Raw genomic sequence first — 20,841 nt, 5'->3', positions numbered from 1 at the left:
CCTGCGGCCTCCCCCTGGTCGGCCTGGCCTGTTTGGCTGTCGTTGGCGAGCCGGGCCGGGCCCAGTCCCTCCCGGCGCCACCGGCCCCCTGGGTTCCCATCGCGGCGGAGCCCGCAGCCGCCGGCTGGGAGCCCGTCACCGACGCGGCCACCCTGCCGCCGGACTATCTGCCGCCTCCGGCCAACCGCGATCCCGCCGAACTGGCGATCGTGCCGCGTCAGGGCAAACCGATCGAGAACGTCGGCATCTACGGCATCGGCGGTGGCGTCAATTTCGGCAGCGATCTGCCCAACAGCGGGGTGTTCACCGGTCGGATCGGCTACAAACTCAACGAAACCCTTGCGGTCTCCCTGCGGCCCAGCGTGATCTTCGGCAACCGGGATGTGCTCGGCCGCTACAACGGCCAGACCTCCTTCCAGGTGCCCCTCACCCTGGATCTGTTCCGTCGCTCCGTGGTCTCCCCCTACCTGGGGGGTGGCATCGCCACCAACACCTATTCGACGGGACAGACCAACGCCATGCTCACCGGTGGGGTTGATGTGAACATCACCCAGAACGTGACCCTGGGGTTCAACGTCAACTACGTCTTCCTGCCCGATGGGGTCACCTTTGACGCCCTCCAGGCCATGACGCTGCTCTACCTCAAGTTCTGAGGCCCAGGGGCATGGGGTGGTTGACGGTTCAGTCGGCCACCGCCTCGATGGCGGCGGCGATCGCCAGACGCTGTTCCGCGTCGTAACCCCAGCTGTCGAGGAAGGCCCTGTCCTCCGCGACTGCTCCCTCGGAATCACCGTCCTGCGCAGCCGCGGCGAGCAGGGTTTCCAGCCGCTGCTTCACGGCCACCGGCTCCAGCTGGCGCAGCAGTTCGGTGCTGCGCAGCTGCACCCGCTCCGAACCGGCCTGATGGTCCCGGTCCCCCGATCGCTGGTGGTGCAGCACCATCGCCGTGCTCATGGCCAGGTTGCGCGCGGTGAGATCCACCACCCCCGGACCCGCCTGCCGCAGGGCGGCCACCAGCGGCTCCGGCAGCCGGTCGAGCAGGGGCGCCTCACCGGTGAGGCCGACGACGAAGAAACCGCGCGCCCCGTCCCGGCTTGCCACCAGCTCCCCCACCCGATCGGCCAGCACCTCATCGCTGAGTTCCCCCGCTTCCCACAGGCCGATCCACTGGGCCGCGATCTCCATCGCCTGGGGGAAGCTCGGTGCCGGCGGGGTCCCCGCCAGGGGGGTCTCGGTCAGCGGGGCGTCATCGGTCATGGCGGCGGACGGGCGGCGGGGCCCATGGGCTGGCAGTGTTGAGGCTATGGACCCGAGCGCCCCGACCGCCAGCCCCGGCGATGCCCAGCCCCAAGACAACCGTCCCGACCAGGGCGGGGCTGAACAGGGCAGCACCGGAGAGCCTGTCTTCCGCTCCGGCTTCGTGGCCCTGATCGGCCGGCCGAACGTGGGCAAATCCACCCTGCTCAACCAGCTGGTGGGCCAGAAGGTGGCGATCACCTCCCCCGTGGCCCAGACCACCCGCAACCGGCTGCGCGCCATCCTCACCACGCCCGCCGCCCAGCTGATCCTGCTGGACACCCCGGGGATCCACAAACCCCACCACCTGCTGGGGGAACGCCTCGTCCAGAGCGCCCGGGGGGCCATCGGCGAGGTGGACGTGGTGCTGCTGCTGGTGGATGCCAGCCAGCCGGCCGGCCGGGGGGACGGCTTCATCGTCGACCTGCTGCGCCACAGCCGCGTGCCGGTGCATGTGGCCCTCAACAAGAGCGACCGGGTCGGCGCCGACGCCGAGGATCTGGCCGCCACCTACCGGGAGCTGCTGGCGGACGCCGGCGATCCCCCCGTGGCCTGGCTCCTGCATCCCTGCAGCGCCCTCAACGGCGATGGCTGCCAGGCGCTGGTGGAGGCCCTGGCGGCCGACCTGCCGCCGGGTCCCCTGCTCTACCCGGCGGACACCGTCAGCGATCAGCCGGAGCAGCTGCTGCTGGCGGAGCTGATCCGGGAGCAGGTGCTGACCCTCACCCGCGAGGAGGTGCCCCACTCGGTGGCGGTGCGGATCGAGCGGATCGTGGAGGAGGAGGCGAAGGGCAAGGTGCGCACGGCCGTGCTCGCCACCGTGCTGGTGGAGCGCAGCAGTCAGAAGGGGATCCTGATCGGCAAGGGGGGCCAGATGCTCAAGGCCATCGGCCAGGGGGCGCGGCTGCAGATGCAGAAGGTGTTCGACGGTCCGGTGTACCTGGAGTTGTTCGTCAAGGTGGTGCCCAACTGGCGCAGCCACCCGGGCCGGCTGGCGGAGCTGGGCTACCGGGGCGACTGAGCACGCCGGCTGGGGGTTTGCGAGGATCCCCGCCGGGGCCCGCCGGCCCCGATCTCCCGCCGCCCCCGCCGTGACCAGCGCGACCGAGCCCGCCAGCGCCGCCCCCTTCCCGCCCGAGACGATCGCGGCGTTCCTGGCCTTCTGCGCCGGCGACTGGCTCTCCCTGCGCAGCTGCTTCAGCCTGGAGGAGGCGGCCGACGCGGCCCGGGAGGCCGAGGCGGATGGGGTCAGCTGGCACAGCTCCGAGCGCGGGGAACTGACCGTCACCTACCTGGCCCCAGAGCAGACCGGCGAGCCCGGGGGGCTGGAGATCACCGCACCCGGCGGCGGCCGCCACCGGCTGCTGTTCCGCCCCGACGGCGGCTTCCAGGGCAGTGCCCCGGACGGGGCCGCCAGCACGGGGCGCTGGCAGCTCTGGCCGGACGGGAGCCTGGAGCTGACCAGCGAGCGGGCCGGGGCGTCGGTGCGCGAAAGGATCTGGTTCACCAAGGCCAACCTGCGCCTGCGCAGCAGCGTCGAGCACCACCCCGACGGCCGCCCGGGCCGGGCCAGCTTCAGCTCCGAGATCCGGCGGGTCAGCCGACCCGCCGGCTGAGGCCTCCCCCATGCGCTTCGACGTGGTGAGCCTGGTGCCGGACGCCTTCACGCCCCTGCTGGGGCTGGGGGTGATCGGCCGTGCCTTCGCCGCCGGCATCGCCGAGGTCCACACCCACAACCCCCGCGACCACGCCACGGACCGCTACCGCAAGGTGGACGACGTGCCCTACGGCGGCGGCGCCGGCATGGTGCTCAAGCCCGAGCCGGTCTACGCCGCCTTCGAGACGATCCCGGTGCTGCCGCGCCGCCGCGTGCTGCTGATGAGCCCCCAGGGCCAGCCGCTGCACCAGCGCGACCTGCGCCGCTGGGCCACGGAGCACGACCAGCTGGTGCTGCTCTGCGGCCACTACGAGGGCTTCGACGAGCGCATCCGCCCCCTGGCCGACGAGGAGGTGTCCCTGGGGGATTTCGTGCTCACCGGCGGCGAGCTGCCGGCCCTGGTGGTGATCAGCGGCGTGGTGCGGCTGCTGCCCGGCACCGTGGGCTCACCGGACTGCCTCGAGGCCGAGAGCCACAGTGGCCTGCTGCTGGAGCACCCCCACTACACCCGGCCGGCGGAGTTCCGCGGCATGGCGGTACCGGAGGTGCTGCGCAGCGGCGACCACGGCGCCATCGCCCGCTGGCGGCTGGAGCAGCAGGTGGCCCGCACCCGCGAGCGCCGCGCCGACCTGCTGGCCCTGTGGCAGGCGCAGCAGGAGACCTGAAGCGCGCTCACCGAAGCACGCCGCCGGAAGCGCGCCATCGCCCCGCACCGGCGACACTGGATCCGCCCCCACCGCCCCCCATGCAGCTGCGCATCGGCAACGGCTACGACATCCACCGGCTCGTCCCCGGCCGTCCCCTGATCCTGGGCGGCGTGCGCCTGGAGCACCCCGAAGGCCTGGGGCTGGACGGCCACAGCGACGCCGACGTGCTCGTGCATGCCCTGATGGATGCCCTGCTGGGGGCCCTCAGCCTGGGGGACATCGGCACCCACTTCCCGCCGGAGGACGAGCGCTGGCGCGGCGCCGACAGCCTGGTGCTGCTCGAGCAGGTGATGGCGCTGGTGGCGGAGCGGGGCTGGCAGGTGCTCAACGTCGACACGGTGGTGGTGGCGGAGCGGCCGCGCCTGAAGCCCCACATCGCCGCCATGCGGGAGACGATCGCCGGCCGCATGGGCCTGGCTCCCGAGCAGGTGGGGGTGAAGGCGACCACCAACGAGGGTCTGGGGCCCACGGGCCGCCAGGAGGGCATCGCCTGCCATGCGGTGGCCCTGCTGCAGCAGCCGTGACCCATCGGCCACCCCAGCGGCTGGCTACCTTGCTGGCCGCCCTCTGCCTGCTCTGTTGCGTGCTGGTCAGCTTTCCCGCCACGGCCCAGGCCGTCGGTGCCCTCACCCAGGGGCCGGTCGTGGAGCAGCTGCGGGTGAAGGTGCCCGCCGGCGCCCGCGGGGCCTGGCTGCAGGCGGAGGAGCAGAGCTGGGGGCCCTGGCTGCAGCGCCAGGACGGCTTCCTGGGCCGGGACCTGCTGTGGGATGCGGAACGGGAAGAGGGCCTGCTGCTGATCCGCTGGCGCAGCCGCCGCCAGTGGCTGGCCATCCCGGCCAGCGAGATCGAGGCCACGCAGGCCCGCTTCGAAGCTGCGGCCCGGCGGGCCCTGTCCCACAACCCGGGAGAACGGAGTCTGGCCCGGGCCGCCAACCCCTTTCCCCTGGTCCACGCCGGCGAACTGGAGTGGGTGGCTCTGACGCCGCCGCTGGAGGAGGAGGGGCCTTGAGCGAGGACGCCCGGCTCGACCTGGGCCGCCGGGACCGGCTCGGCATGGTGGAGGCGGTCTGGGGGGAGCACAAGAGCGTCGAGCAGATTGCCGCCGTGATGCTGGAGATGCGCCGGGCCGGGGAACTGGCGCTGGTGACCCGGGTGTCGGCGGAGAAGGCGGCGGCGGTGCAGCGCCGGCTGGAGCCGTCCATCGGCGCCCTGGGGGCCGAAGCGGTGCCCCGGCACGATCCGGTGGCCCGCTGCCTCACCTGGCCCGCGCCGCCGCCGGCCGATCCGGCCCTCGGACGGGTGGCGGTGCTCGGCGGCGGCAGCAGCGACCTCCCGGTGGCGGCCGAGGCGCGCCTGGCCCTGGCCTGCCACGGAGTGGCCAGCGACCTGGTCCTCGACGTCGGCGTGGCCGGACTGCACCGGCTCCTGGGGCAGCTGGAGGGACTGCGCCAGGCCCGGGTGCTGATCGCCTGTGCCGGAATGGAGGGGGCCCTGCCCACCGTGCTGGCCGGTCTGCTGCCCCAGCCGGTGATCGGCGTGCCGGTGGCGGTGGGCTACGGGGTGAGCGTCGGCGGCCAGGCGGCTCTGATGGGCATGCTGGCCAGCTGCGCCCCCGGGCTCACCGTGGTGAACATCGACAACGGCTATGGAGCCGCCATGGCGGCCCTGCGGATCCTGCAGCTGGGCGTGGCCGGCTGATCAGCCGCCGGGGATCAATGGATCCGATGGCGGCGCCTCGATCTCCAGCACGGTCTGGAGCCAGAGGGTGAGGGAACGGGGCAGGCGCCCCTGCTCGTAGCGCTCGATGGCCTCGAGCAGGACCGGGGTGTTGATCCAGCTGATCCGATGGGGAGGCACCGGCGCCTGCGGCTTCTGAGGCGCAGTGTGGGCGACGACCGGCCGGCCGGCAAGGCCGCAGGTTCAGAGATGCTGCAGGTCCGGGTAGGCCGTGATCACCTGTTCGGTGGTCAGCACTTCGCCGGCCCCTTCCGGCTGCCAGATCACCTCGATGGCCAGCAGATCGTCCGCGCCGACCGCACCGAGCTTCTGGAGCGAATCACGCAGCTCATCGGCGCTGCCGGCCCCCTTGATCGCCAGGCTGCGCCGGCTGGCCACCAGCAGGGTGACGACGATGAAATCACTGGCGGCGTCGCTGGCACCGGGGGCCACGGGCGCGGGCTCACTGAAGCGGCGGCCGGCCACGTTGGCGGTGAGTTCCCGCTCCAGCTTGCTGCGCTCCTGCATGGAGAGCCGGTTGAAGGTGGATTCGGCGCTGGCGAAGGGCACCTGGCCCACCTCGCCGCTGGCGTACACCCAGAGGTCGGGATGGCGCAGCAGGGAGAGGCTGGTTTCCTGGAGCACCCGCTGCAGGCCGGAGCTGCTGGAGGTGTCCGACGAACCAGCCAGGCGCCGCAGGTCGTCCTGGAGATCGCGGGCGGACGCCAGCAGACCCACCTGGATCTGGGCGATCGAAACCGGACCGTCCGGACGGGGGTTGTAGGCCAGCTCGGAGCCCGAGCCCCCGAGGGACGGACCGCCGCCGCCGCGCAGGGCGTTGACCACCACGCCGGCCACGGCCATGAGAATCAGGAAACCGAACAGGCCGCCGCCGCCGAATCCGAAGATCGGCACGATGAAGGGGAAGCCGATGCCGCCGCCCCGGTAGCCGCCGCCACTGAAGCCGCCGCCGTAACCACCACCGCCGCCATAGCTGCGGGGCATGGAGGGGGCCGAGCGGAAGCTGCCGCCGCCGATGCGGCCACCGCTGGCGGCCTGGGCCGGCGGCGGCGAGGCGATCACGAGGCCGGCCACCAGCACGGGCACGACCATCAGACCGGCCAGGCGCCGGAGCAAGCGGGAACCCATGACGTGCGACGTTGCGATGGCAGGAATCTAGGAACCGCCCCCCACGATGGTGACCACTTCCAGCACATCGGATTCCACCACAGGCTGGGAGGGCCAGCGATGCCTGGGGAGGATCTCGCCGTTGAACTCCACCACCACCAGGCGCGGCTGGTAGCCGAGGGCCACAAGCACGGCATCCAGACACAGGCCCGCCGGGCAGCGGCGCGCTTCCCCGTTGACCCGCAGCAGCAGGTCTGCCGCCATCCCCCCCGTCATGCCGCAGCCTCCAGCCCCGCCAGCAGGGCGGCGACCGCCGCGCCGGGGTCGGCGGCGGCCGTGATGGCCCGCACCACCGCCACCCGATCGGCGCCGGCACGGCGCACGGCGGCCAGGTTGCCCGGATCGATGCCGCCGATGGCGAAGAAGGGCAGGGGGGACTCCGCCGCCGCCTGGGTGACGTAGGCCAGCCCCACCGGCTCGCGGCCAGGTTTGGTGGGGGTGGCGTTGACGGGCCCCACCCCCACGTAGTCGCAGCCGTCGGCGACCGCCTGGCGCAGGTCCTCGATCCGGTGGGTGCTGCGGCCGATCAGGCGGTCGGGCCCCAGCAGGCGGCGGGCCACCGACGGCGGCAGGTCGCCCTGGCCGAGGTGGACGCCATCGGCCCCCACCGCCAGGGCCAGGTCGATGCGGTCGTTGACCAGGAACAGGGCGCCATGGCGGTGGCAGAGCTGGCGCAGGGCAGTGGCCTGCTCGAGGCGGTGGCGGTCCTCCAGGTCGGGGTCGGGCTTGGCGCGGTACTGGACCAGCCGCACCCCCGCCGCCAGGGCCGCGGCCACCACCGCCTCCAGGCCGTCCACCGGACTGGTGACCAGATACAGATGGCAGCGGCGCAGCAGGGCGCGGCGCCCGTCGCCGTCGCGGCCGGCCTGGATCAGGTCCACCTCCAGGTCGTAGAGGGCGTAGCGGATCGTCGACGCCTCGGCCGCCAGGTCCGGATCCTCGAGCCGGCCGAACTCCTCCAGCACCCGCAGGGCCTCCTGCACCCGGCCGGCGTTGGCGGCCAGGACCGCGTCGGCGTCCTGCCGTTCGGCCTGGGCCGGATGGGCCAGGCCCGCCGCCGGGTCGCTGGCGGTGTGCCGGGCCAGCTTGTAGGCACTCCGGTGCAGCCGCCCCAGGCGCTGGCGCAGATCCTTGGTGCGGGCCACCAGATCGGGCCGGTCCAGGGCGAAGCGGGCCCAGTCCTCCAGCACCCGCAGCCCCTCCCGGGCCCGATCGAGGTTGGCATCGAGCAGCCGCTCGATGGCGGCCCGCTCGACGGGACGCTGCGACGGGACTGGAGACGGCGGCGTCACCGGACCGGGGCGGGTGGGCTCCCCAGGGTATGGGAGGGCATCGTCAGGCGGCTGGCGGGGCGGCGGCGGCGGGGTCCGGGCCCAGGGCCAGGGCCACCAGGGCCAGCAGCACCTCGACCAGCAGGTAGAGGACGCGGTGGACGGCGACCACCACCAGGGAGGTGTCGGCCGCGAGGAAGGGATCCAGGGCCAGGGCCAGCACCACCTCCCGCACCCCCAGCCCCGCCGGGGCGAAGGGCACCAGGTAGCCGGCCACCCAGGCGAGGCAGTAGACGCCGATCACCGCCGGCCAGGCTGGCCCGGCACCCAGGAACGGCCGCAGACACAGCCAGAAGGACGCCCCGAGCGCGGCCCAGCCCAGCATCAGGCTCAGGCTGGCCGCCCAGGGGGGGCGCAGCCGGATCAGCCAGGGCAGCAGCCGCGAGGAGCGGCGGCGCAGCCTCGGCAGGGCCACCGCCAGGGCCCCGGCCAGGGCCAGCAGAACCGACCCCAGGGGCACCGCCAGGGTGGGCGGGACCCGGCCCACGGCCTCCAGGAGCCTCAGGTAGAAGGCGGGCTGGGCCAGCCCCAGCAGGACGACGCCGATCAGCAGGGCCGATCCGACCACCCAGCCGTTCTCGGCGAGGATCGAATCGCGGATGGCGGTGGCCGGGGCCTGGCGGGCCCGCAGCATGGCGATGCGACTGACGAACTGCCAGATGGACCCCGGCACGTACTTGGCCAGCTGGGCCAGGTTGTACATGTAGAAGCCATCGCGGCGGCTCACCGGGATGGCGCAGTGGCGCGTCGCCAGCAGCATGGCGACGTTCATCCCCAGCTTGCCGAGCACCAGCAGGACCACCACGGCCGCCAGCTCCGGTGGGGAGAACCGGGCCAGGTCCTGGACGATCACCTGCCGCCGGGTGATGGCGAAGGCGGCCACGGCGACCACGACCAGGCCGATCCAGATCCACTTCACCAGGACGCCCAGGGGGCTGGAGGGCCACTTCAAGGGGTGAGCAGCGGCTGCACCGCATCGAACTGACGGGAGGCGAGGGCCTGCACCTCCGGCAGCGCGGCGACGATGCGGTCGCGGCGCTCCGCCCGCTCGGCGATCAGCCGTTGGATCAGGGCCACGGTGCGGGGCCGGTCGAGGTCGGCGCCGTCGAAGACCATGTCGGCCTGGCCGAAGCGCTCCATCACCTCCAGGTACTTGTGGCTCCAGCCCATCACCAGCACCGGAACGCCCACCACCAGGGCGCCGACCATGGCGTGGAAGCGGGACACCGCATGGACGTCACAGGCCCCGAGGATGCGATGGATCTGGGCGGCGTTCCAGCCGTCCTCGAACCCCACCACGGAGCCGGCGACGGCCGGATCGAGGTGGGACAGCGTGGCCCGCAGCAGGGGCAGGTCGTTGTTGTGGAGGCGGGTTTCCTCCGGGCCCCGGGTGGCGTTCGGGTAGAGGGCCACCCCATGGCCGAGCCCCACCAGGTCGGTGATCAGGCCCGCCAGCCAGCGGGGGTAGTCGTGGCCCGCCGCCGCCGCGCGCCGGGCGATCACGGCGCTGGGGCAGACGCCGACGATCGGCCGGCCCCGCTCCCGCAGCGCCTGCAGGGCCGCCAGCCGCCCGTCGAGGCCGGGGGCGGGGGTGCTGAGGCCGAAGCGGCCCTCGAACAGAAAGGCCACATCGTCGCTGCGGCCATAGCAACCGCCCGATCCCAGCAGGCCGGCCACATGGCGCTGGGTCACCTCACCGCGGGTGTGGAGGCGGTGGCAGCGGGACAGGAACCAGTGGGCCAGCGGGCGGTTGGGCCAGGTGCGGAACGGCCCCATCGCCTGGGACAGCTTCACGACGGGGACCCCGAGAATCATGGCCGGCCAGATGGTGGCGATGTTGAAGGGCAGGAACTTGGCCCGGCCATCGATGAAGGACACCCCGGCCAGGCAGAGCAGGGCCCGCGAGCGGGCCAGCGCCCGCACCGAAGCCGGCAGCAGCCTCTGCAGGCGATGGAGCCGCAGGCCGCCGAGGAGCCGGTGCAGCACGGCCCCCGGCAGCAGCACCAGCACCAGATGGGCGGGGGTGGCCGAGAAGATCCGCACCCGGGGGTCGTTCACCAGCTGGCGGTCGACCGTGGGGTAATAGCTGAACACCTCGAAGCGCAGCTGGGGCCCGCAGCGCTCCGAAAGCACTCCGACGGCCGTGCTCAGCATCGCCTCCGCACCACGGTTGCCGTGGAAGGTGGCCGCGATGATCGCCACGGAGCTCATCGGATCCCCCGCTTCATTTCACCGACTCCAGACCCTTCTTGAGATACAGCAGCCCCCTGATCACGGGTCGGGGCAGGGCGAAGATCAGCCGGCGGCCCCAGGCGGACTCGCTCAGGCGCATGTTGGCCAGGGTCCAGAAGGCATTGAGCTGGTCGTGCCAGGTGACCGGCGCCTGGACGCGATCGGGAATCTTCAGCCCCAGCCAGCGGCCGGCCCGGGCCCGGGCCGTGACGTTGTAATGGGCCGGACCGATGCGGGCCTGGCCATCCATGATGTCGCGGATGTCGAGGGCGGAGGCCGCCACGGCACCGGATCGGGTGGCGGCGTCGAACAGGGCCTGACCCGCCTCGGTGCGGGTGATCACGGCGGTGTGTTTGATCGGGTCGTTCTTGAGACGGAACAGCCAGATGTCCCCCATCGTGAGATCGGCGGCATAGCCGTAATGGTCATGGCAGGAGAGACATTTGCGCTCGCAGAAGAAGAACATGTTCTGGTAGTCGTTGAATGTCTTCGTGGGCCGGCGCAGCAGGGATCCATCGGCGAATTCCGCCTCCAGATGGCCGCGCCAGTGGCCGATGCGGAAGCGGTAGGCCCGCAACGGCTGGCCGGCCTGCTTCTCCAGACGGCTTGTGACGGCATCGATGAGGGCGGTGCGGGAGTTGTGGCCGCAGACCAGGGCGATGGTCAGGGCCAGCTTGGCCGCCAGGACGGGGTCCGTCCCGCAGCGCTGCCGCAGGGCGGCGATGTCGCAGGGCAGGCCCACCACTGCCACCCGCCCCTCGAAGCTGCGCAGCAGGGGCAGCACCGAGGGCAGGAAGCGGGATTCCACGTACTTGCTGCCGCGGGCGGCCAGGATCTGGTCGGGGTCGGTGGCGATCCGGAACCGGGGTCGCACCTTGCCGTCCTCCACCACCGCCACGCAGACCACGGCGCCGTCGAACAGGCCCTGGCGCAGCCCCTCGATCAGCACGGCGCTCGTGGTTCCCCCCGACGCGGCCCGCTCCCGGATCGCACCGTCAGTGGCATGGGTGAGCCAGGCCTCCCGGTAGGTGCCCACATAGCGATCGATGTCCGCCGGGCTCCAGCGCTTCTTGAGAAAGCGGTCCAGAACGCTGCCGAAGGTGCGACGCTCCGCCATCTCAGGAACGGCTGCGGCGGGACTCGAAGCGGAGATCCTCGAGCAGCTTGCGATTGGCCGCAATCACATCGGTGACGAAGGCGATCAGCAGGGACTGGAAACCGCCGACCAGCAGCACGGAGGCCAGGATCAGCGACTGGATGTGGCCGCCGCCCCGGCCGATCGACACCATGTAGAGATAGCGGAAGCCGATCACCGTGCCGATGCCGAAGAGCAGCGTTCCCAGCAGCGCGAAGAACCGGAACGGCCGGTAGACCACGAAGATCCGCACGATCGTGACGATGCTGCGCTGGATGTAGGAGGGGATGCTCTTGACCAGCCGGGACGGCCGCTGGAAGCCATTCACCCGCACCGGCACCGAGGTGATGCCGATGTTCTTCTGTCCCGCCTGGATGATCGTTTCCAGGGTGTAGGTGTAATCGCTGAACACCATCAGCTGCTGGGCCGCCCGGCGGCTCATGGCTCGGAATCCGCTCGGTGCATCGGGAATGTCCGCGCCACTGAGGCTGCGCACCACCCCGCTGCCGAGTTTCTGGAGCAGTTTCTTGGTGGGTGAGAAGTGCTGGATCTGGCTGATGGGGCGCTCGCCCACGACGATCTCGGCCTGCTGTTCGAGAATCGGAGCCACCAGCCGGGGGATGTCACGGGCGTCGTACTGGTTGTCGGCGTCGGTGTTGACGATCACATCCGCCCCCCGGGCCAGACAGGCATCCAGCCCGGTCATGAAGCCCCGGGCCAGGCCGCGGTTGTGGAAATGGCGCACCACGTGGTCGACGCCATGGGCGAGGGCCACCGCCGCCGTGTCGTCCTGGCTGCCGTCATCGATCACCAGCCATTCCACCTGATCGAAACCCTCCACCTGGCGCGGCAACGCCGCCAGCGCCACCGGCAGGGTGGCGGCCTCGTTGAAGCAGGGGATCTGGATGATGAGCTTCACGGCCTGACCCTCAGCCGTGGCCGATGGCGGCGCCCGGCCATGGCCCTCGATGGGGGAGACGCCATGATCACATGCGGGCTCCGTTATCGGGGGCCGACCGCCCGTGGGCGGAACCCGGCTCGTGTGATGGAGGGCTGAGGAGTAGCACCAGGGAAAGGATCATCAGGGGGATCGCCGGTGCCGAATAGCGCGGAATGTTGTGGCTGAGCAGCCCGTAGGCCAGCAGCATGCCGACCGGCAGCAGGGTAAGGGCCAGAAAGGAACCATTCCTGCGGATCACGCCCAGCAGAAACAACACCACGAGGGCTCCATAGGACAGCAGCGCCAGCAGATCCTTGGCGAGAACGTAGATCGAACTGGCCTTGAAGTTGACGCCTTCATTGGGCCAGGACCAGAGGCCCCGCCAGAGGAACAGGGGGGTCATCATCAAATGGCGGCCAGGATCGGAAAGAATCATCCGTTTCGCCTTCTCCCCCACCTGTTTCTCGGCCTTTCGATTCGCATCGGGCACCCCCTGGGCCGCCGCCACGAAGATCAGCCGGTTCACCTCCGCCCCCACTTTGCGGTGGTAGCTGATCACATCCTGCGGGCGACCCGCCATCGCAGCCTGGAGATCGGCCTGCTGGAAGTCGGAGCCGTAGCGGTTGATCCGCTGGTAGCGGCCGCCGGCCTGGAAGTCGGCGGGGGTGGCCCCGAGGCCCAGCAGGCGGGAGCCGTGCTGATAGAAGGACGGACCCCAGAAATGGAGGGCCCCCGGCACTTCGGCGGTCGTCATGCCGTTTTTGATGGCCCGGGCATACAGCACACGGCCACCCCTCTGGGTGAGCTGGACGGTGCCCAGCTGCAGCTGGTTGCGGATCATCCACGGCAGCACGGCCCCGGTGAACCCCAGCAGCAGCAGTGCGGCGGCCGCCAGGGGCTGCCGGCGGCGGCGCCGGCCGGCGTCCCAGAGCGCGTGCAGCAGCAGAGCTCCGATGATCAGCAGGCAGACGTAGAAGAAGATCGCCTTGGTCAGGCTCAACAGGCCGAAGCAGAGTCCGGCGGCCAGAAACCAGCGGCGGCGGGAGGTGCGGACGGCCAGCACCAGGAACAGACTGGACCAGAGCAGCATCACACTCGCCTGCAGCTCCGTGTAGAGCGTGTCGACGAACATCGGCACGGCAAAGAAGAAATACCCCACCAGCACCGTGGCGATCACCACCAGCAACACCCGACCCGTGAGCACCTGGCAGAGCAGGGCCGTCGCCACCAGACCCAGCGCCGCCCAGTAAAGATTGGCCCCCTTCACGGCGCGGGCGCCGGGCCCCGCCACCAGCTCCTGATAGGAAGGCGCCTGGCCAGCCAGGGTCAACAGTTTCAGGTGGCCGGCGGTGACCAGATTCGGGACCGGCTCCCTCGCATTGGAGGCTGAAAAGGGTGCCCGTTCGGCGGTCGAAAACACACCATGGCTGGCCAGATTATGGGCCAGGCGCAGATTCACCAGGGCGTCCTTCTGACTGCCGGCCTCGGTGATCTGCGTGGCGCCGAGGGCCAGCATCGCCAGGATGGTCAGCCCGACGATCAGCACCCTGATGCAGCCGGCACGACATCCAAACCGTCGCGACTGGCTGTCGATCCAGGCATCGAATCGATCCGAGCCCTTGGTGACGAAGCTGGAAAGAATTCCGCCCATCACCCGTCGCCGGTCCGCCCCAGACAGTATCAGCAGTGAACCGGAACCGCCACGGCACCACTTCAGCCGTCGGCGGGCAACAGGGCCTCCCCCCCGGCGCTGCGACACATCTCCAGGGCGCGATCGGCATCCAGCTGGATCTGGCGGCTGAGGGCCTCGAGGTCGGCGAACGCCTGCTGCCGCCGCAGCAGCCCCAGGGGCTGCACGGTCAGCCGGGCCCCCGCCAGCTCCAGCCGCCGCTGCAGCAGGTGCACCTCCACCGCCGACGGGGCCAGGGGGTCCACCGTGGGCTGGGGCCCCAGGTTCATCACCGCCGCCATCGGCCCCTCGCCGCCGTCGCGCCAGGCCAGGGCCGCATAGACCCCTTCCAGCGGCAGGAACTTGCGCCCGTCCACCGCCAGGTTGGCGGTGGGCCAGCCCAGCTGGCGCCCCAGGCCCCGGCCACTCACCACCTGGCCGCTGAAGCGGTAGGGACGCTCCAGAAGGCGGGCCGCCTCGTCGATGTCGCCGGCCGCCAGGGCCCGCCGGATGCGGCTGCTGCTCACCCGCTCGGCCCCGTCCCAGAGCATCGGCACCACCTGGACATCGATGCCGAGGCTGGCGCCGATGCGGGCCAGGTCGTCCACGTCCCCGCGGCGATCGACCCCGAAGCGGAAGTTGGTGCCCACCGCGATGCGGCGGGCCTGGAGCCGTTCGGCCAGCACCTGGCGCACGAACGGCTCCGGGGTCAGTGCCGCCAGCTCGCGGGTGAAGGGCACCAGCACCAGCTGGGCGATGCCGAGGGGTTCGAGCAGCTCCAGCTTCTCCTCCGGCAGATCCAGACGCAGCCGCGTCTCGCCGTGGAGCACCTCCCGGGGGTGGGGCCAGAAACTGACCACCGTGGGCACGGCCCGCTCCCGGGCGGCGGGCATGGGGGCGGTGACGGCGGCGATCACGCGACGGTGTCCCCGATGCAGGCCATCGAAGCTGCCCAGGGCGACGGCGGTGGGGCGCAGGGCGCTGGAGGGGTCGTGAAGCGGGATCAACGGCCTCGGCCCTCGCCGGCTGGATCCTCCCATGCCAAGTTTGGGAGCACCGATCCCGTCTCCATGGCCGACCAGCTGGATCTGCAGCGCATGGCCGACGCCCTACGCCGCACGGGCTGGGTGCGCTTCTGGGTCCAGCTGGCCCTCGGGGTGGTGGTGGTGGTGGTCCTGATGTTCAACAACATCGGCGGCCGGCTGGCGGCCAACTCCTCCCGCGCCCTGGGGCTGGGCCCCGGCCTTTCCCTCACCACCCTCTCGTTCCTGGTTCTGCTCTGGAGTCTGTGGCAATCCTGGCTGGTGGTGCGCTGCGGCCGTGCCCTGGCCAGCCCGGTGCGCCCCAGCCGGGGGGAGACCGCCCGCCTGGTGAAGCGGGGCCTGGTGGCCGACATGGCCGGACTCACCCTGGCCTCCGTGGGCTACCAGGCCCTGGCCGGCAGCCTGTTCGTGCAGGCCTCTCAGCAGGTGCCGGGCTTCCTCGGGGCCCAGCTGCCGGCGACGCCGGGCAGCGGCGGCCGGGTGGTGGGCCTGCCGATCACCTCGATCGAGATGCTCTCGGTGCTCAGCAACACCCAGGTGCTGTTCGCCCACGTGCTCGCCCTGATCATCAGCCTCTGGCTGCTGCAACGGATCTACCGCAGGAGCTGATCCCGGCTCCCGAGCGCCTCCACGGGCGGCAGCGACGCCACCGGACCGCGCCAGAACAGCTCCGGCTGCAGGGGCGTCAGGGACGGTCCCCCCTGCTGCACCCAGGCCACATCGGTGGGCCACTCAGCGGGACCGGCGCCGGTGCCCTCCAGATCGTCGACCACCTCGCCGGCCAGCCAGTAGTAGGTACGGCCGCGGGGATCGGTGCGCTTTTCGAACTGATCGATGTAGCGCCGCACCGCCGTGCGGCACCAGCGCAGCGGGGCGAGGGCATCGGCGGGCCGCGGCGGCACGTTGAGATTGAGCAGCAGCCCCTCGGGCCAGCCGCCGGCCAGCATCCGCTCGGCCACATCAAGGGCCAGCGCCGCCGCCGCCTCGAAGCGGCGCCAGTGGAAATCGGCGCTGCTCACCGCCAGGGCCGGCAGGCCCTCGATCGTGCCCTCCATCGCCGCTGAGACGGTGCCCGAATAGAGCACGTCGGTGCCGAGGTTGGGGCCGTGGTTGATGCCCGAGAGCACCAGATCCGGCGGCTGCTCCAGCAGCCGGAACAGGGCCAGCTTGACGCAGTCGGAGGGGGTGCCGCTGCAGGCCCAGGCCGTGACGCCCGCCGCGAACAGCTCATCGGCCCGCTCCGCCCGCAGCGGCGTCTGGAGGGTGAGTCCATGGCCCGTGGCGGACCGTTCCCGGTCCGGGCAGACCACGGTGACCGTGTGGCCGCGGCCGGCCGCCTCGGCCGCCAGGGCCTGGATGCCGTCGGCGAAGACCCCGTCGTCGTTGCTGATCAGGATCCGGAGCGCTGCCATCGACCCTGAACTGGGGACTGCCGGCAAGCTAGACGCTGCTGCCTACAGTCGCTTCCTCCCCCCGATCCGTGCCGTGAGCGCCACCGTCAGCCTGCAGCAGCTCACCGACCAGCTGGAGCGCCTGGAGGCGGAGGCCGCCGATGCCATCGCCGCCGCCGGGGACGCCGCGGCCCTCGAGGAGCTGCGGGTGGGCCTGCTGGGCAAGAAAGGGCGCCTCTCCGGGGTGCTCGGCGCCATGGGCCGGCTCCCCGGCGACGAGCGCCCCCTGGTGGGCCAGCGGGCCAACCGCCTCAAGGACCAGGTGCAGCAGCTGCTGGGAGCCCGGCTCGAGGCCGTGCGCAGCGCCGCCATGGCGGAGCGGCTGGAGCGGGAGCGGATCGACGTGACGGCGGCCTGCAGTTACGTGCCGCCGGGCCACCGCCATCCGCTGCAGAGCACGATCGAGGAGATCGTCGACATCTTTGCCGGCCTCGGCTACCGGGTATCCGAAGGGCCCGAGATCGAGACCGACCACTACAACTTCACCGCCCTCAACATCCCGGAACATCACCCGGCCCGGGACATGCAGGACACCTTCTATCTGGGGGGTGACCGGCTGCTGCGCACCCACACCTCGCCGGTGCAGATCCGCCATCTCGAGGCCAACCCGCCGCCGGTGCGGGTGATCGCCCCCGGCCGTGTCTATCGCCGCGATGCGGTGGATGCCACCCACTCGCCGGTGTTCCACCAGGTGGAGGTGCTCGCCCTCGACGAGGGCCTGGATTTCAGCCACCTGCGCGGCACGGTCACCACCTTCCTGCAGCAGTTCTTCGGCGACCTGCCGGTGCGGTTCCGGGCCAGCTACTTCCCCTTCACCGAGCCCTCCGCCGAGGTGGACGTGCAGTGGCGGGGGCGCTGGCTGGAGGTGATGGGCTGCGGCATGGTGGATCCGGCGGTGCTAGAGGGGCTGGGCATCGATCCGGAGCGCTGGAGCGGTTTCGCCGCCGGTCTGGGGGTGGAGCGGTTCTGCATGGTGCGCCACGGCATCGACGACATCCGCAGGCTGTTCAACAGCGATCTGCGCTTCCTGGAGCAGTTCTGATCTCCCCCCATAAACTCGATGGGCCCCCACGAGCGCGATCGGTGCCCCGGGTCGGACTGATCGTCAACGACGGCAAGGATCTGGCGATCAGCACCGCCGACCTGATCGAGAACCGGTTGACCGCCGCCGGGCTGGAGGTGGCGCGGGTCAGCAGCTCCGGTGGCGTGGTGGGCTTCGCCAACCCCGACCAGCACCTGCGCTCCCGGGGCTACGCCGCCTGCGTGCCGGCCAGCTTCGACGAGGAGATGGCCCTGGCGCTGGTGCTGGGGGGGGACGGAACCGTCCTCTCCGCCGCCCGCCAGACCGCCCCGATCGGGGTGCCGATCCTGACGATCAACACCGGCCACCTGGGCTTCCTGGCCGAGGCCTACCTCAAGGATCTGGACCAGGCCCTGGCCCAGGTGGTGGCCGGGGAATGGACCGTGGAGGAGCGCTCCATGCTCGTGGTGAGCGTGATGCGGGGGGAGCAGCGGCGCTGGGAGGTGCTCTGTCTCAACGAGATGGCCCTGCACCGGGAGCCGCTCACCAGCATGTGCCACTTCGAGATCGCCATCGGCCGCCACGCCCCCGTCGACATCGCCGCCGACGGGGTGATCCTCTCCTCCCCCACCGGCTCCACCGCCTACGCCCTCAGCGCCGGCGGACCGGTGATCACCCCCGACTGTCCGGTGCTGCAGCTGACGCCGATCGCCGCCCATTCCCTCGCCTCCCGTGCCCTGGTGTTCAGCGACCAGGAGCCGGTGACCGTGTTCCCCGCCACCCCCGAGCGGCTGATGATGGTGGTCGACGGCAGCGCCGGCTGTTACGTCTGGCCCGAGGACCGGGTGCTGGTTCGGCGCAGCGAGCATCCCGTCCGCTTCGTGAGGCTGGCCGACCACGAGTTCTTCCAGGTGCTGCGCAACAAGCTGGGCTGGGGCCTGCCCCACGTGGCGAAGCCCTCCAGCAGCCACGCCGACGCCCCCCTGTGACCGCGTCCCCGCCACCGACCGTGGTGCTGCTGGTGGGCCCGGAGGCCGCCGGCCTGGCGCCGCGGCTGGAGGTCTCCGGCTACCGGACCGCGCTGGAGGAGACCAGGGAGGACCTGCCGGCGGCGGTGGTCCTCTCGCCCGGCAGCGAAGAGCGGATACCGGAGCTGCGCCGCCGGCTGGGGGCCCGCCCGCTGCTGCTCGGCATCACCAGCGACAGCGTCGAGAGCCGCAGCCGCTGCCTGGAGTGGGGCGCGGATGACTTCTGGCTGCCCAGCCAGGGCACGAGCGACCTGCTCACCCGGCTGCGGCTGCACCTGGGCTTCGCCCGGCGCCAGGCCCCCACGCCGGTGTCCACCCTGCTGAAGGTGGCGGATCTGCGCGTCGACCCGGTGGCCTGCCAGGGCTGGCGCGGCCAGCGCCAGCTCAGCCTGACCGCCAGGGAATACCAGCTGCTGCTCCTGCTGCTGCGCCACAAAGGCACGGTGGTGAGCCGGGAGCAGATCCTCGAGGAGATCTGGGCCGACCAGGGGGGCGGCGCCAGCAACGTGATCGAGGTCTATGTGCGCTACCTGCGCCAGAAGCTGGAGCAGGAGGGGGAACCGCGGCTGATTCACACCGTGCGGGGCCGGGGCTACTGCCTCCGGGACGGGCGACCGCCCGTGGCCCCGGGGCCATGAGGGGTCCCTTCCTCCGGAGCCTGGCGGTCGCCGGCGCGGTCGGGCTGATCGGCTGCGGTGCGGGGCACACCCAGAGCCCGCCCCAGTTCCTGCCCATCAGCGCCCAGTGGTGCCTGGAGGGTCCGGCGCCGCCCCGCTGCATCCAGCTGGAGGTGCCCCGGGGGGAGCGCCAGTACGCCATGGGGCTGCAGCTGCGGCCGCCCCTGCCGCCTCTGCGCGGCATGTGGTTCCCCTACGACCCCCCGGCGGTGGCGCGCTTCTGGATGCACCGCACCCCCGAACCCCTGGACATGCTGTTCATCCACAACGGCCGGGTCATCGCCCTGGAGAGCCCCGCCCGCCCCTGCATGCACCTGCCCTGCCCCAGCTACGGCCCCGACACGCCGGTGGACGGGGTGCTGGAGCTGGCGGCGGGCCAGGCCGCTGCCCTCGGCATCACCGTGGGCACCCCGGTGCGGATCACACCGCTGCCGGGAGCGACCCCTTCAGCACCAGCACCGGATTGAGGGGCGCCAGGCGGGTGCCCTCCGCCAGGGGGGCGCCGCGCCAGGCCTGGATCTGGCTGACGGTCACCCCCAGGCCGGCCTGCTCCAGCACGGGCCTGAGCTGGGCCAGGGCTTCGACGGTGGCCAGGGGCAGGACCACCACCCCGCCGGGCCGCAGCCGGCCCAGCACCTCCTCAAGCACCTCGCGGCGGCCCCGGCCGCCGCCGCCGATCAGCACCCGGTCGGGATCGGGCAGGGACCCCAGGGCCGCCGGAGCCTCCCCCTCCAGCACCGCCATGGGCCGCACCCCCAGCCGCTCCGCATTGGCGCCGATCAGGGCGGCGGCCCCGGGCCGGCGTTCCACCGCCCACAGCTCCAGGGCAGGGCGCAGGCGCAACGCCTCCAGCCCCACCGACCCCACGCCGGCGCCGATGTCCCAGAGCACCCCGAGTCCGGGAAGCTCCAGGTCGGCCAGCAGCTGGATGCGCACCTCCCGCTTGGTCATCAGCCCCGGCTGGTCTGCATGTTGCAGCCAGAGCCCGTCGGGGATGCCGAACAGGGGCAGGGCCTCCGGCGCCGGCACAGCAGGCTGGAGTGCGATCAGCAGCACCAGGTGCAGGGGATCGAGATCGGGCGGCAGCGGATCGGCGGGCGCCAGCCGCTGCAGCCGCTCCGCCGGATGGCCCAGGCGTTCCCCCAGCCAGAGCTCATAGGCCGCCTCCAGCCCCGACGCCCGCAGGATCCGGCGCACGGCGTCGGCACCGCCGCGGGCCGGGTCGGTGAGCACCGCCAGGGCGGCGGGCCGCTGCTGCAACCGGGCCGCCAGCGGCTCGGGATCGCGCCCGTGGAGGCTGATCCAGGAGGCGTCCTGCCAGGGCCGGCCCAGGCGGGCGAAGGCCAGCTGCAGGGAGGTGGGGGCCGGATGGAAGCGGAGCCGTTCGGCGGGCAGGTGCTGGAGCAGCAGGCGGCCGATGCCGAACCAGAGGGGGTCACCGCTGGCGAGCAGCACCACCCGCTGGCCGGCGACGAGGGCCCGCTCCAGCCGCGGCAGCAGTTCGGCGGGCTTGTCGCTGGCCAGCAGCTCCGGGGCGGGGGCGCCGTCGCGCCAGGCCTCGAGGTCGGCCAGGAGCCGCCGTGGGGCCGCCACCAGGTCGGCCCGGCGGATCCTGTCCTGCCAGGGGCGGGAGAGACCCGCCAGGCCGGCGGCATCGGTGCCCAGCACCTCCAGCAGCGAACCTTCCAGCCGTGCCCCTGACCCACTTCTGGCCATGATGCTCCCGCATGTGCCGGTCCCAACCCCTGAC

At 72.0% G+C, this 20,841-nt stretch carries 25 protein-coding genes; 12 read left to right on the top strand and 13 right to left on the bottom strand.

Annotation, left to right across the window (positions count from 1 at the left end; all coding sequences use genetic code 11):
• Positions 1-32 precede the first annotated feature (32 nt).
• Positions 33-653: a hypothetical protein gene (locus KBY81_RS03140; protein ID WP_106220689.1), complete on the top strand. Its 621-nt coding sequence runs from the start codon at positions 33-35 to the stop codon at positions 651-653.
• A gap of 28 nt (positions 654-681) precedes the next feature.
• Here the strand turns inward: KBY81_RS03140 and KBY81_RS03135 are convergent, their stop codons facing one another.
• The gene (locus KBY81_RS03135; RefSeq protein WP_254975570.1) at positions 682-1,257 is read right to left on the bottom strand and encodes a hypothetical protein; all 576 of its coding nucleotides are present in this window, start codon (positions 1,255-1,257) and stop codon (positions 682-684) included.
• A gap of 46 nt (positions 1,258-1,303) precedes the next feature.
• Here KBY81_RS03135 and era point away from each other — a divergent pair, with 46 nt between their 5' ends.
• From era to larB, 6 genes are all read left to right on the top strand, one after another.
• Positions 1,304-2,317 carry a GTPase Era gene (gene era / locus KBY81_RS03130; protein ID WP_254975569.1) on the top strand — a complete coding sequence of 338 codons (1,014 nt, stop codon included), beginning with the start codon at positions 1,304-1,306 and terminating at the stop codon, positions 2,315-2,317.
• Positions 2,318-2,387: 70 nt separating this feature from the next.
• A complete protein-coding gene (locus tag KBY81_RS03125; RefSeq protein ID WP_254975568.1) occupies positions 2,388-2,912 on the top strand; it encodes a phycobiliprotein lyase in 525 nt (174 codons plus the stop codon).
• 10 nt (positions 2,913-2,922) lie between these two features.
• Positions 2,923-3,618 carry a tRNA (guanosine(37)-N1)-methyltransferase TrmD gene (gene trmD / locus KBY81_RS03120; RefSeq protein WP_254975567.1) on the top strand — a complete coding sequence of 232 codons (696 nt, stop codon included), beginning with the start codon at positions 2,923-2,925 and terminating at the stop codon, positions 3,616-3,618.
• 80 nt (positions 3,619-3,698) lie between these two features.
• Positions 3,699-4,184, top strand: coding sequence for a 2-C-methyl-D-erythritol 2,4-cyclodiphosphate synthase (gene ispF, locus KBY81_RS03115; RefSeq protein ID WP_254975566.1), 486 nt, complete (start codon positions 3,699-3,701; stop codon positions 4,182-4,184).
• Positions 4,181-4,669 (top strand): TIGR03792 family protein, encoded by a 489-nt coding sequence (locus KBY81_RS03110; protein WP_396103650.1) that lies wholly within the window; start codon positions 4,181-4,183, stop codon positions 4,667-4,669. Before ispF ends, KBY81_RS03110 begins: the two co-directional genes overlap by 4 nt.
• A gap of 44 nt (positions 4,670-4,713) precedes the next feature.
• Complete coding sequence (gene larB, locus KBY81_RS03105) at positions 4,714-5,358, top strand: nickel pincer cofactor biosynthesis protein LarB (protein ID WP_396103651.1); 645 nt, start codon at positions 4,714-4,716, stop codon at positions 5,356-5,358.
• Here the strand turns inward: larB and KBY81_RS03100 are convergent, their stop codons facing one another.
• The 10 genes from KBY81_RS03100 to KBY81_RS03055 all read right to left on the bottom strand — a co-directional run bounded on the left by KBY81_RS03100 (position 5,359) and on the right by KBY81_RS03055 (position 14,878).
• Positions 5,359-5,517, bottom strand: coding sequence for a hypothetical protein (locus tag KBY81_RS03100; RefSeq protein ID WP_015108865.1), 159 nt, complete (start codon positions 5,515-5,517; stop codon positions 5,359-5,361).
• Positions 5,518-5,580: 63 nt separating this feature from the next.
• On the bottom strand, positions 5,581-6,525 hold the full coding sequence (locus tag KBY81_RS03095; RefSeq protein ID WP_254975564.1) for a DUF1517 domain-containing protein: 945 nt from the start codon (positions 6,523-6,525) through the stop codon (positions 5,581-5,583).
• 27 nt (positions 6,526-6,552) lie between these two features.
• Entirely contained in the window at positions 6,553-6,768 is a 216-nt protein-coding gene (gene thiS / locus KBY81_RS03090) for a sulfur carrier protein ThiS (RefSeq protein WP_219904132.1), read from the bottom strand.
• A gap of 8 nt (positions 6,769-6,776) precedes the next feature.
• Positions 6,777-7,856, bottom strand: a complete 1,080-nt coding sequence (locus KBY81_RS03085; RefSeq protein WP_106220680.1) for a thiamine phosphate synthase — start codon at positions 7,854-7,856, stop codon at positions 6,777-6,779.
• Positions 7,857-7,899: 43 nt separating this feature from the next.
• The gene (locus KBY81_RS03080; RefSeq protein WP_254973347.1) at positions 7,900-8,847 is read right to left on the bottom strand and encodes a lysylphosphatidylglycerol synthase domain-containing protein; all 948 of its coding nucleotides are present in this window, start codon (positions 8,845-8,847) and stop codon (positions 7,900-7,902) included.
• Positions 8,844-10,106, bottom strand: coding sequence for a polysaccharide pyruvyl transferase family protein (locus KBY81_RS03075; RefSeq protein ID WP_254975563.1), 1,263 nt, complete (start codon positions 10,104-10,106; stop codon positions 8,844-8,846). The genes KBY81_RS03080 and KBY81_RS03075 overlap by 4 nt, the downstream gene beginning before the upstream one ends.
• A 13-nt stretch (positions 10,107-10,119) precedes the next feature.
• Positions 10,120-11,244: a Coenzyme F420 hydrogenase/dehydrogenase, beta subunit C-terminal domain gene (locus tag KBY81_RS03070; protein ID WP_254975562.1), complete on the bottom strand. Its 1,125-nt coding sequence runs from the start codon at positions 11,242-11,244 to the stop codon at positions 10,120-10,122.
• A gap of 1 nt (position 11,245) precedes the next feature.
• Positions 11,246-12,181: a glycosyltransferase family 2 protein gene (locus tag KBY81_RS03065; RefSeq protein ID WP_106220676.1), complete on the bottom strand. Its 936-nt coding sequence runs from the start codon at positions 12,179-12,181 to the stop codon at positions 11,246-11,248.
• Positions 12,182-12,248: 67 nt separating this feature from the next.
• Complete coding sequence (locus KBY81_RS03060) at positions 12,249-13,853, bottom strand: hypothetical protein (RefSeq protein WP_254975561.1); 1,605 nt, start codon at positions 13,851-13,853, stop codon at positions 12,249-12,251.
• 62 nt (positions 13,854-13,915) lie between these two features.
• Entirely contained in the window at positions 13,916-14,878 is a 963-nt protein-coding gene (locus KBY81_RS03055) for a bifunctional riboflavin kinase/FAD synthetase (RefSeq protein ID WP_254975560.1), read from the bottom strand.
• A gap of 63 nt (positions 14,879-14,941) precedes the next feature.
• On the opposite strand from KBY81_RS03055, the gene KBY81_RS03050 reads away from it, so the two are divergent.
• On the top strand, positions 14,942-15,523 hold the full coding sequence (locus tag KBY81_RS03050) for a DUF3611 family protein (RefSeq protein ID WP_254973354.1): 582 nt from the start codon (positions 14,942-14,944) through the stop codon (positions 15,521-15,523).
• On the opposite strand, the gene surE is transcribed toward KBY81_RS03050, so the two are convergent.
• Positions 15,508-16,326 carry a 5'/3'-nucleotidase SurE gene (surE, locus tag KBY81_RS03045; protein WP_254975559.1) on the bottom strand — a complete coding sequence of 273 codons (819 nt, stop codon included), beginning with the start codon at positions 16,324-16,326 and terminating at the stop codon, positions 15,508-15,510. The genes KBY81_RS03050 and surE overlap by 16 nt on opposite strands.
• A gap of 73 nt (positions 16,327-16,399) precedes the next feature.
• Here surE and pheS point away from each other — a divergent pair, with 73 nt between their 5' ends.
• From pheS to KBY81_RS03025, 4 genes are read left to right on the top strand one after another with little or no spacing between them, the layout of a single operon-like run.
• Complete coding sequence (gene pheS, locus KBY81_RS03040; protein ID WP_106220671.1) at positions 16,400-17,407, top strand: phenylalanine--tRNA ligase subunit alpha; 1,008 nt, start codon at positions 16,400-16,402, stop codon at positions 17,405-17,407.
• A 41-nt stretch (positions 17,408-17,448) separates the two neighbouring features.
• Entirely contained in the window at positions 17,449-18,375 is a 927-nt protein-coding gene (locus KBY81_RS03035) for an NAD(+) kinase (protein WP_106220670.1), read from the top strand.
• Complete coding sequence (locus KBY81_RS03030; RefSeq protein ID WP_254975558.1) at positions 18,372-19,052, top strand: response regulator transcription factor; 681 nt, start codon at positions 18,372-18,374, stop codon at positions 19,050-19,052. The genes KBY81_RS03035 and KBY81_RS03030 overlap by 4 nt, the downstream gene beginning before the upstream one ends.
• Positions 19,049-19,558 (top strand): DUF192 domain-containing protein, encoded by a 510-nt coding sequence (locus KBY81_RS03025; RefSeq protein WP_254975557.1) that lies wholly within the window; start codon positions 19,049-19,051, stop codon positions 19,556-19,558. Before KBY81_RS03030 ends, KBY81_RS03025 begins: the two co-directional genes overlap by 4 nt.
• Here the strand turns inward: KBY81_RS03025 and cbiE are convergent.
• A complete protein-coding gene (gene cbiE, locus KBY81_RS03020; RefSeq protein ID WP_254975556.1) occupies positions 19,512-20,807 on the bottom strand; it encodes a precorrin-6y C5,15-methyltransferase (decarboxylating) subunit CbiE in 1,296 nt (431 codons plus the stop codon). The two genes, KBY81_RS03025 and cbiE, sit on opposite strands and share 47 nt — an antisense overlap.
• Between the last annotated feature and the right edge of the window lie 34 nt (positions 20,808-20,841).

It is taken from the genome of Cyanobium sp. Lug-B (assembly GCF_024345635.1).
GTDB lineage: Bacteria > Cyanobacteriota > Cyanobacteriia > PCC-6307 > Cyanobiaceae > Cyanobium > Cyanobium minutissimum.
The sequence above is the reverse complement of the archived record's forward strand: the minus strand, read 5'-3'. Positions and strand labels throughout refer to the sequence as shown.

Excerpts from the sequence above, each read along its gene's own strand:
- KBY81_RS03075 (WP_254975563.1), bottom strand. The coding sequence starts at position 10,106 with ATGAGCTCCGTGGCGATCATCGCGGCCACCTTCCACGGCAACCGTGGT.
- cbiE (WP_254975556.1), bottom strand. The coding sequence starts at position 20,807 with ATGGCCAGAAGTGGGTCAGGGGCACGGCTGGAAGGTTCGCTGCTGGAG.
- ispF (WP_254975566.1), top strand. The coding sequence starts at position 3,699 with ATGCAGCTGCGCATCGGCAACGGCTACGACATCCACCGGCTCGTCCCC.
- trmD (WP_254975567.1), top strand. The coding sequence starts at position 2,923 with ATGCGCTTCGACGTGGTGAGCCTGGTGCCGGACGCCTTCACGCCCCTG.
- KBY81_RS03135 (WP_254975570.1), bottom strand. The coding sequence starts at position 1,257 with ATGACCGATGACGCCCCGCTGACCGAGACCCCCCTGGCGGGGACCCCG.
- surE (WP_254975559.1), bottom strand. The coding sequence starts at position 16,326 with ATGGCAGCGCTCCGGATCCTGATCAGCAACGACGACGGGGTCTTCGCC.
- KBY81_RS03025 (WP_254975557.1), top strand. The coding sequence starts at position 19,049 with ATGAGGGGTCCCTTCCTCCGGAGCCTGGCGGTCGCCGGCGCGGTCGGG.
- KBY81_RS03070 (WP_254975562.1), bottom strand. The coding sequence starts at position 11,244 with ATGGCGGAGCGTCGCACCTTCGGCAGCGTTCTGGACCGCTTTCTCAAG.
- larB (WP_396103651.1), top strand. The coding sequence starts at position 4,714 with ATGGTGGAGGCGGTCTGGGGGGAGCACAAGAGCGTCGAGCAGATTGCC.
- KBY81_RS03050 (WP_254973354.1), top strand. The coding sequence starts at position 14,942 with ATGGCCGACCAGCTGGATCTGCAGCGCATGGCCGACGCCCTACGCCGC.
- thiS (WP_219904132.1), bottom strand. The coding sequence starts at position 6,768 with ATGGCGGCAGACCTGCTGCTGCGGGTCAACGGGGAAGCGCGCCGCTGC.
- KBY81_RS03060 (WP_254975561.1), bottom strand. The coding sequence starts at position 13,853 with ATGGGCGGAATTCTTTCCAGCTTCGTCACCAAGGGCTCGGATCGATTC.
- KBY81_RS03095 (WP_254975564.1), bottom strand. The coding sequence starts at position 6,525 with ATGGGTTCCCGCTTGCTCCGGCGCCTGGCCGGTCTGATGGTCGTGCCC.
- era (WP_254975569.1), top strand. The coding sequence starts at position 1,304 with ATGGACCCGAGCGCCCCGACCGCCAGCCCCGGCGATGCCCAGCCCCAA.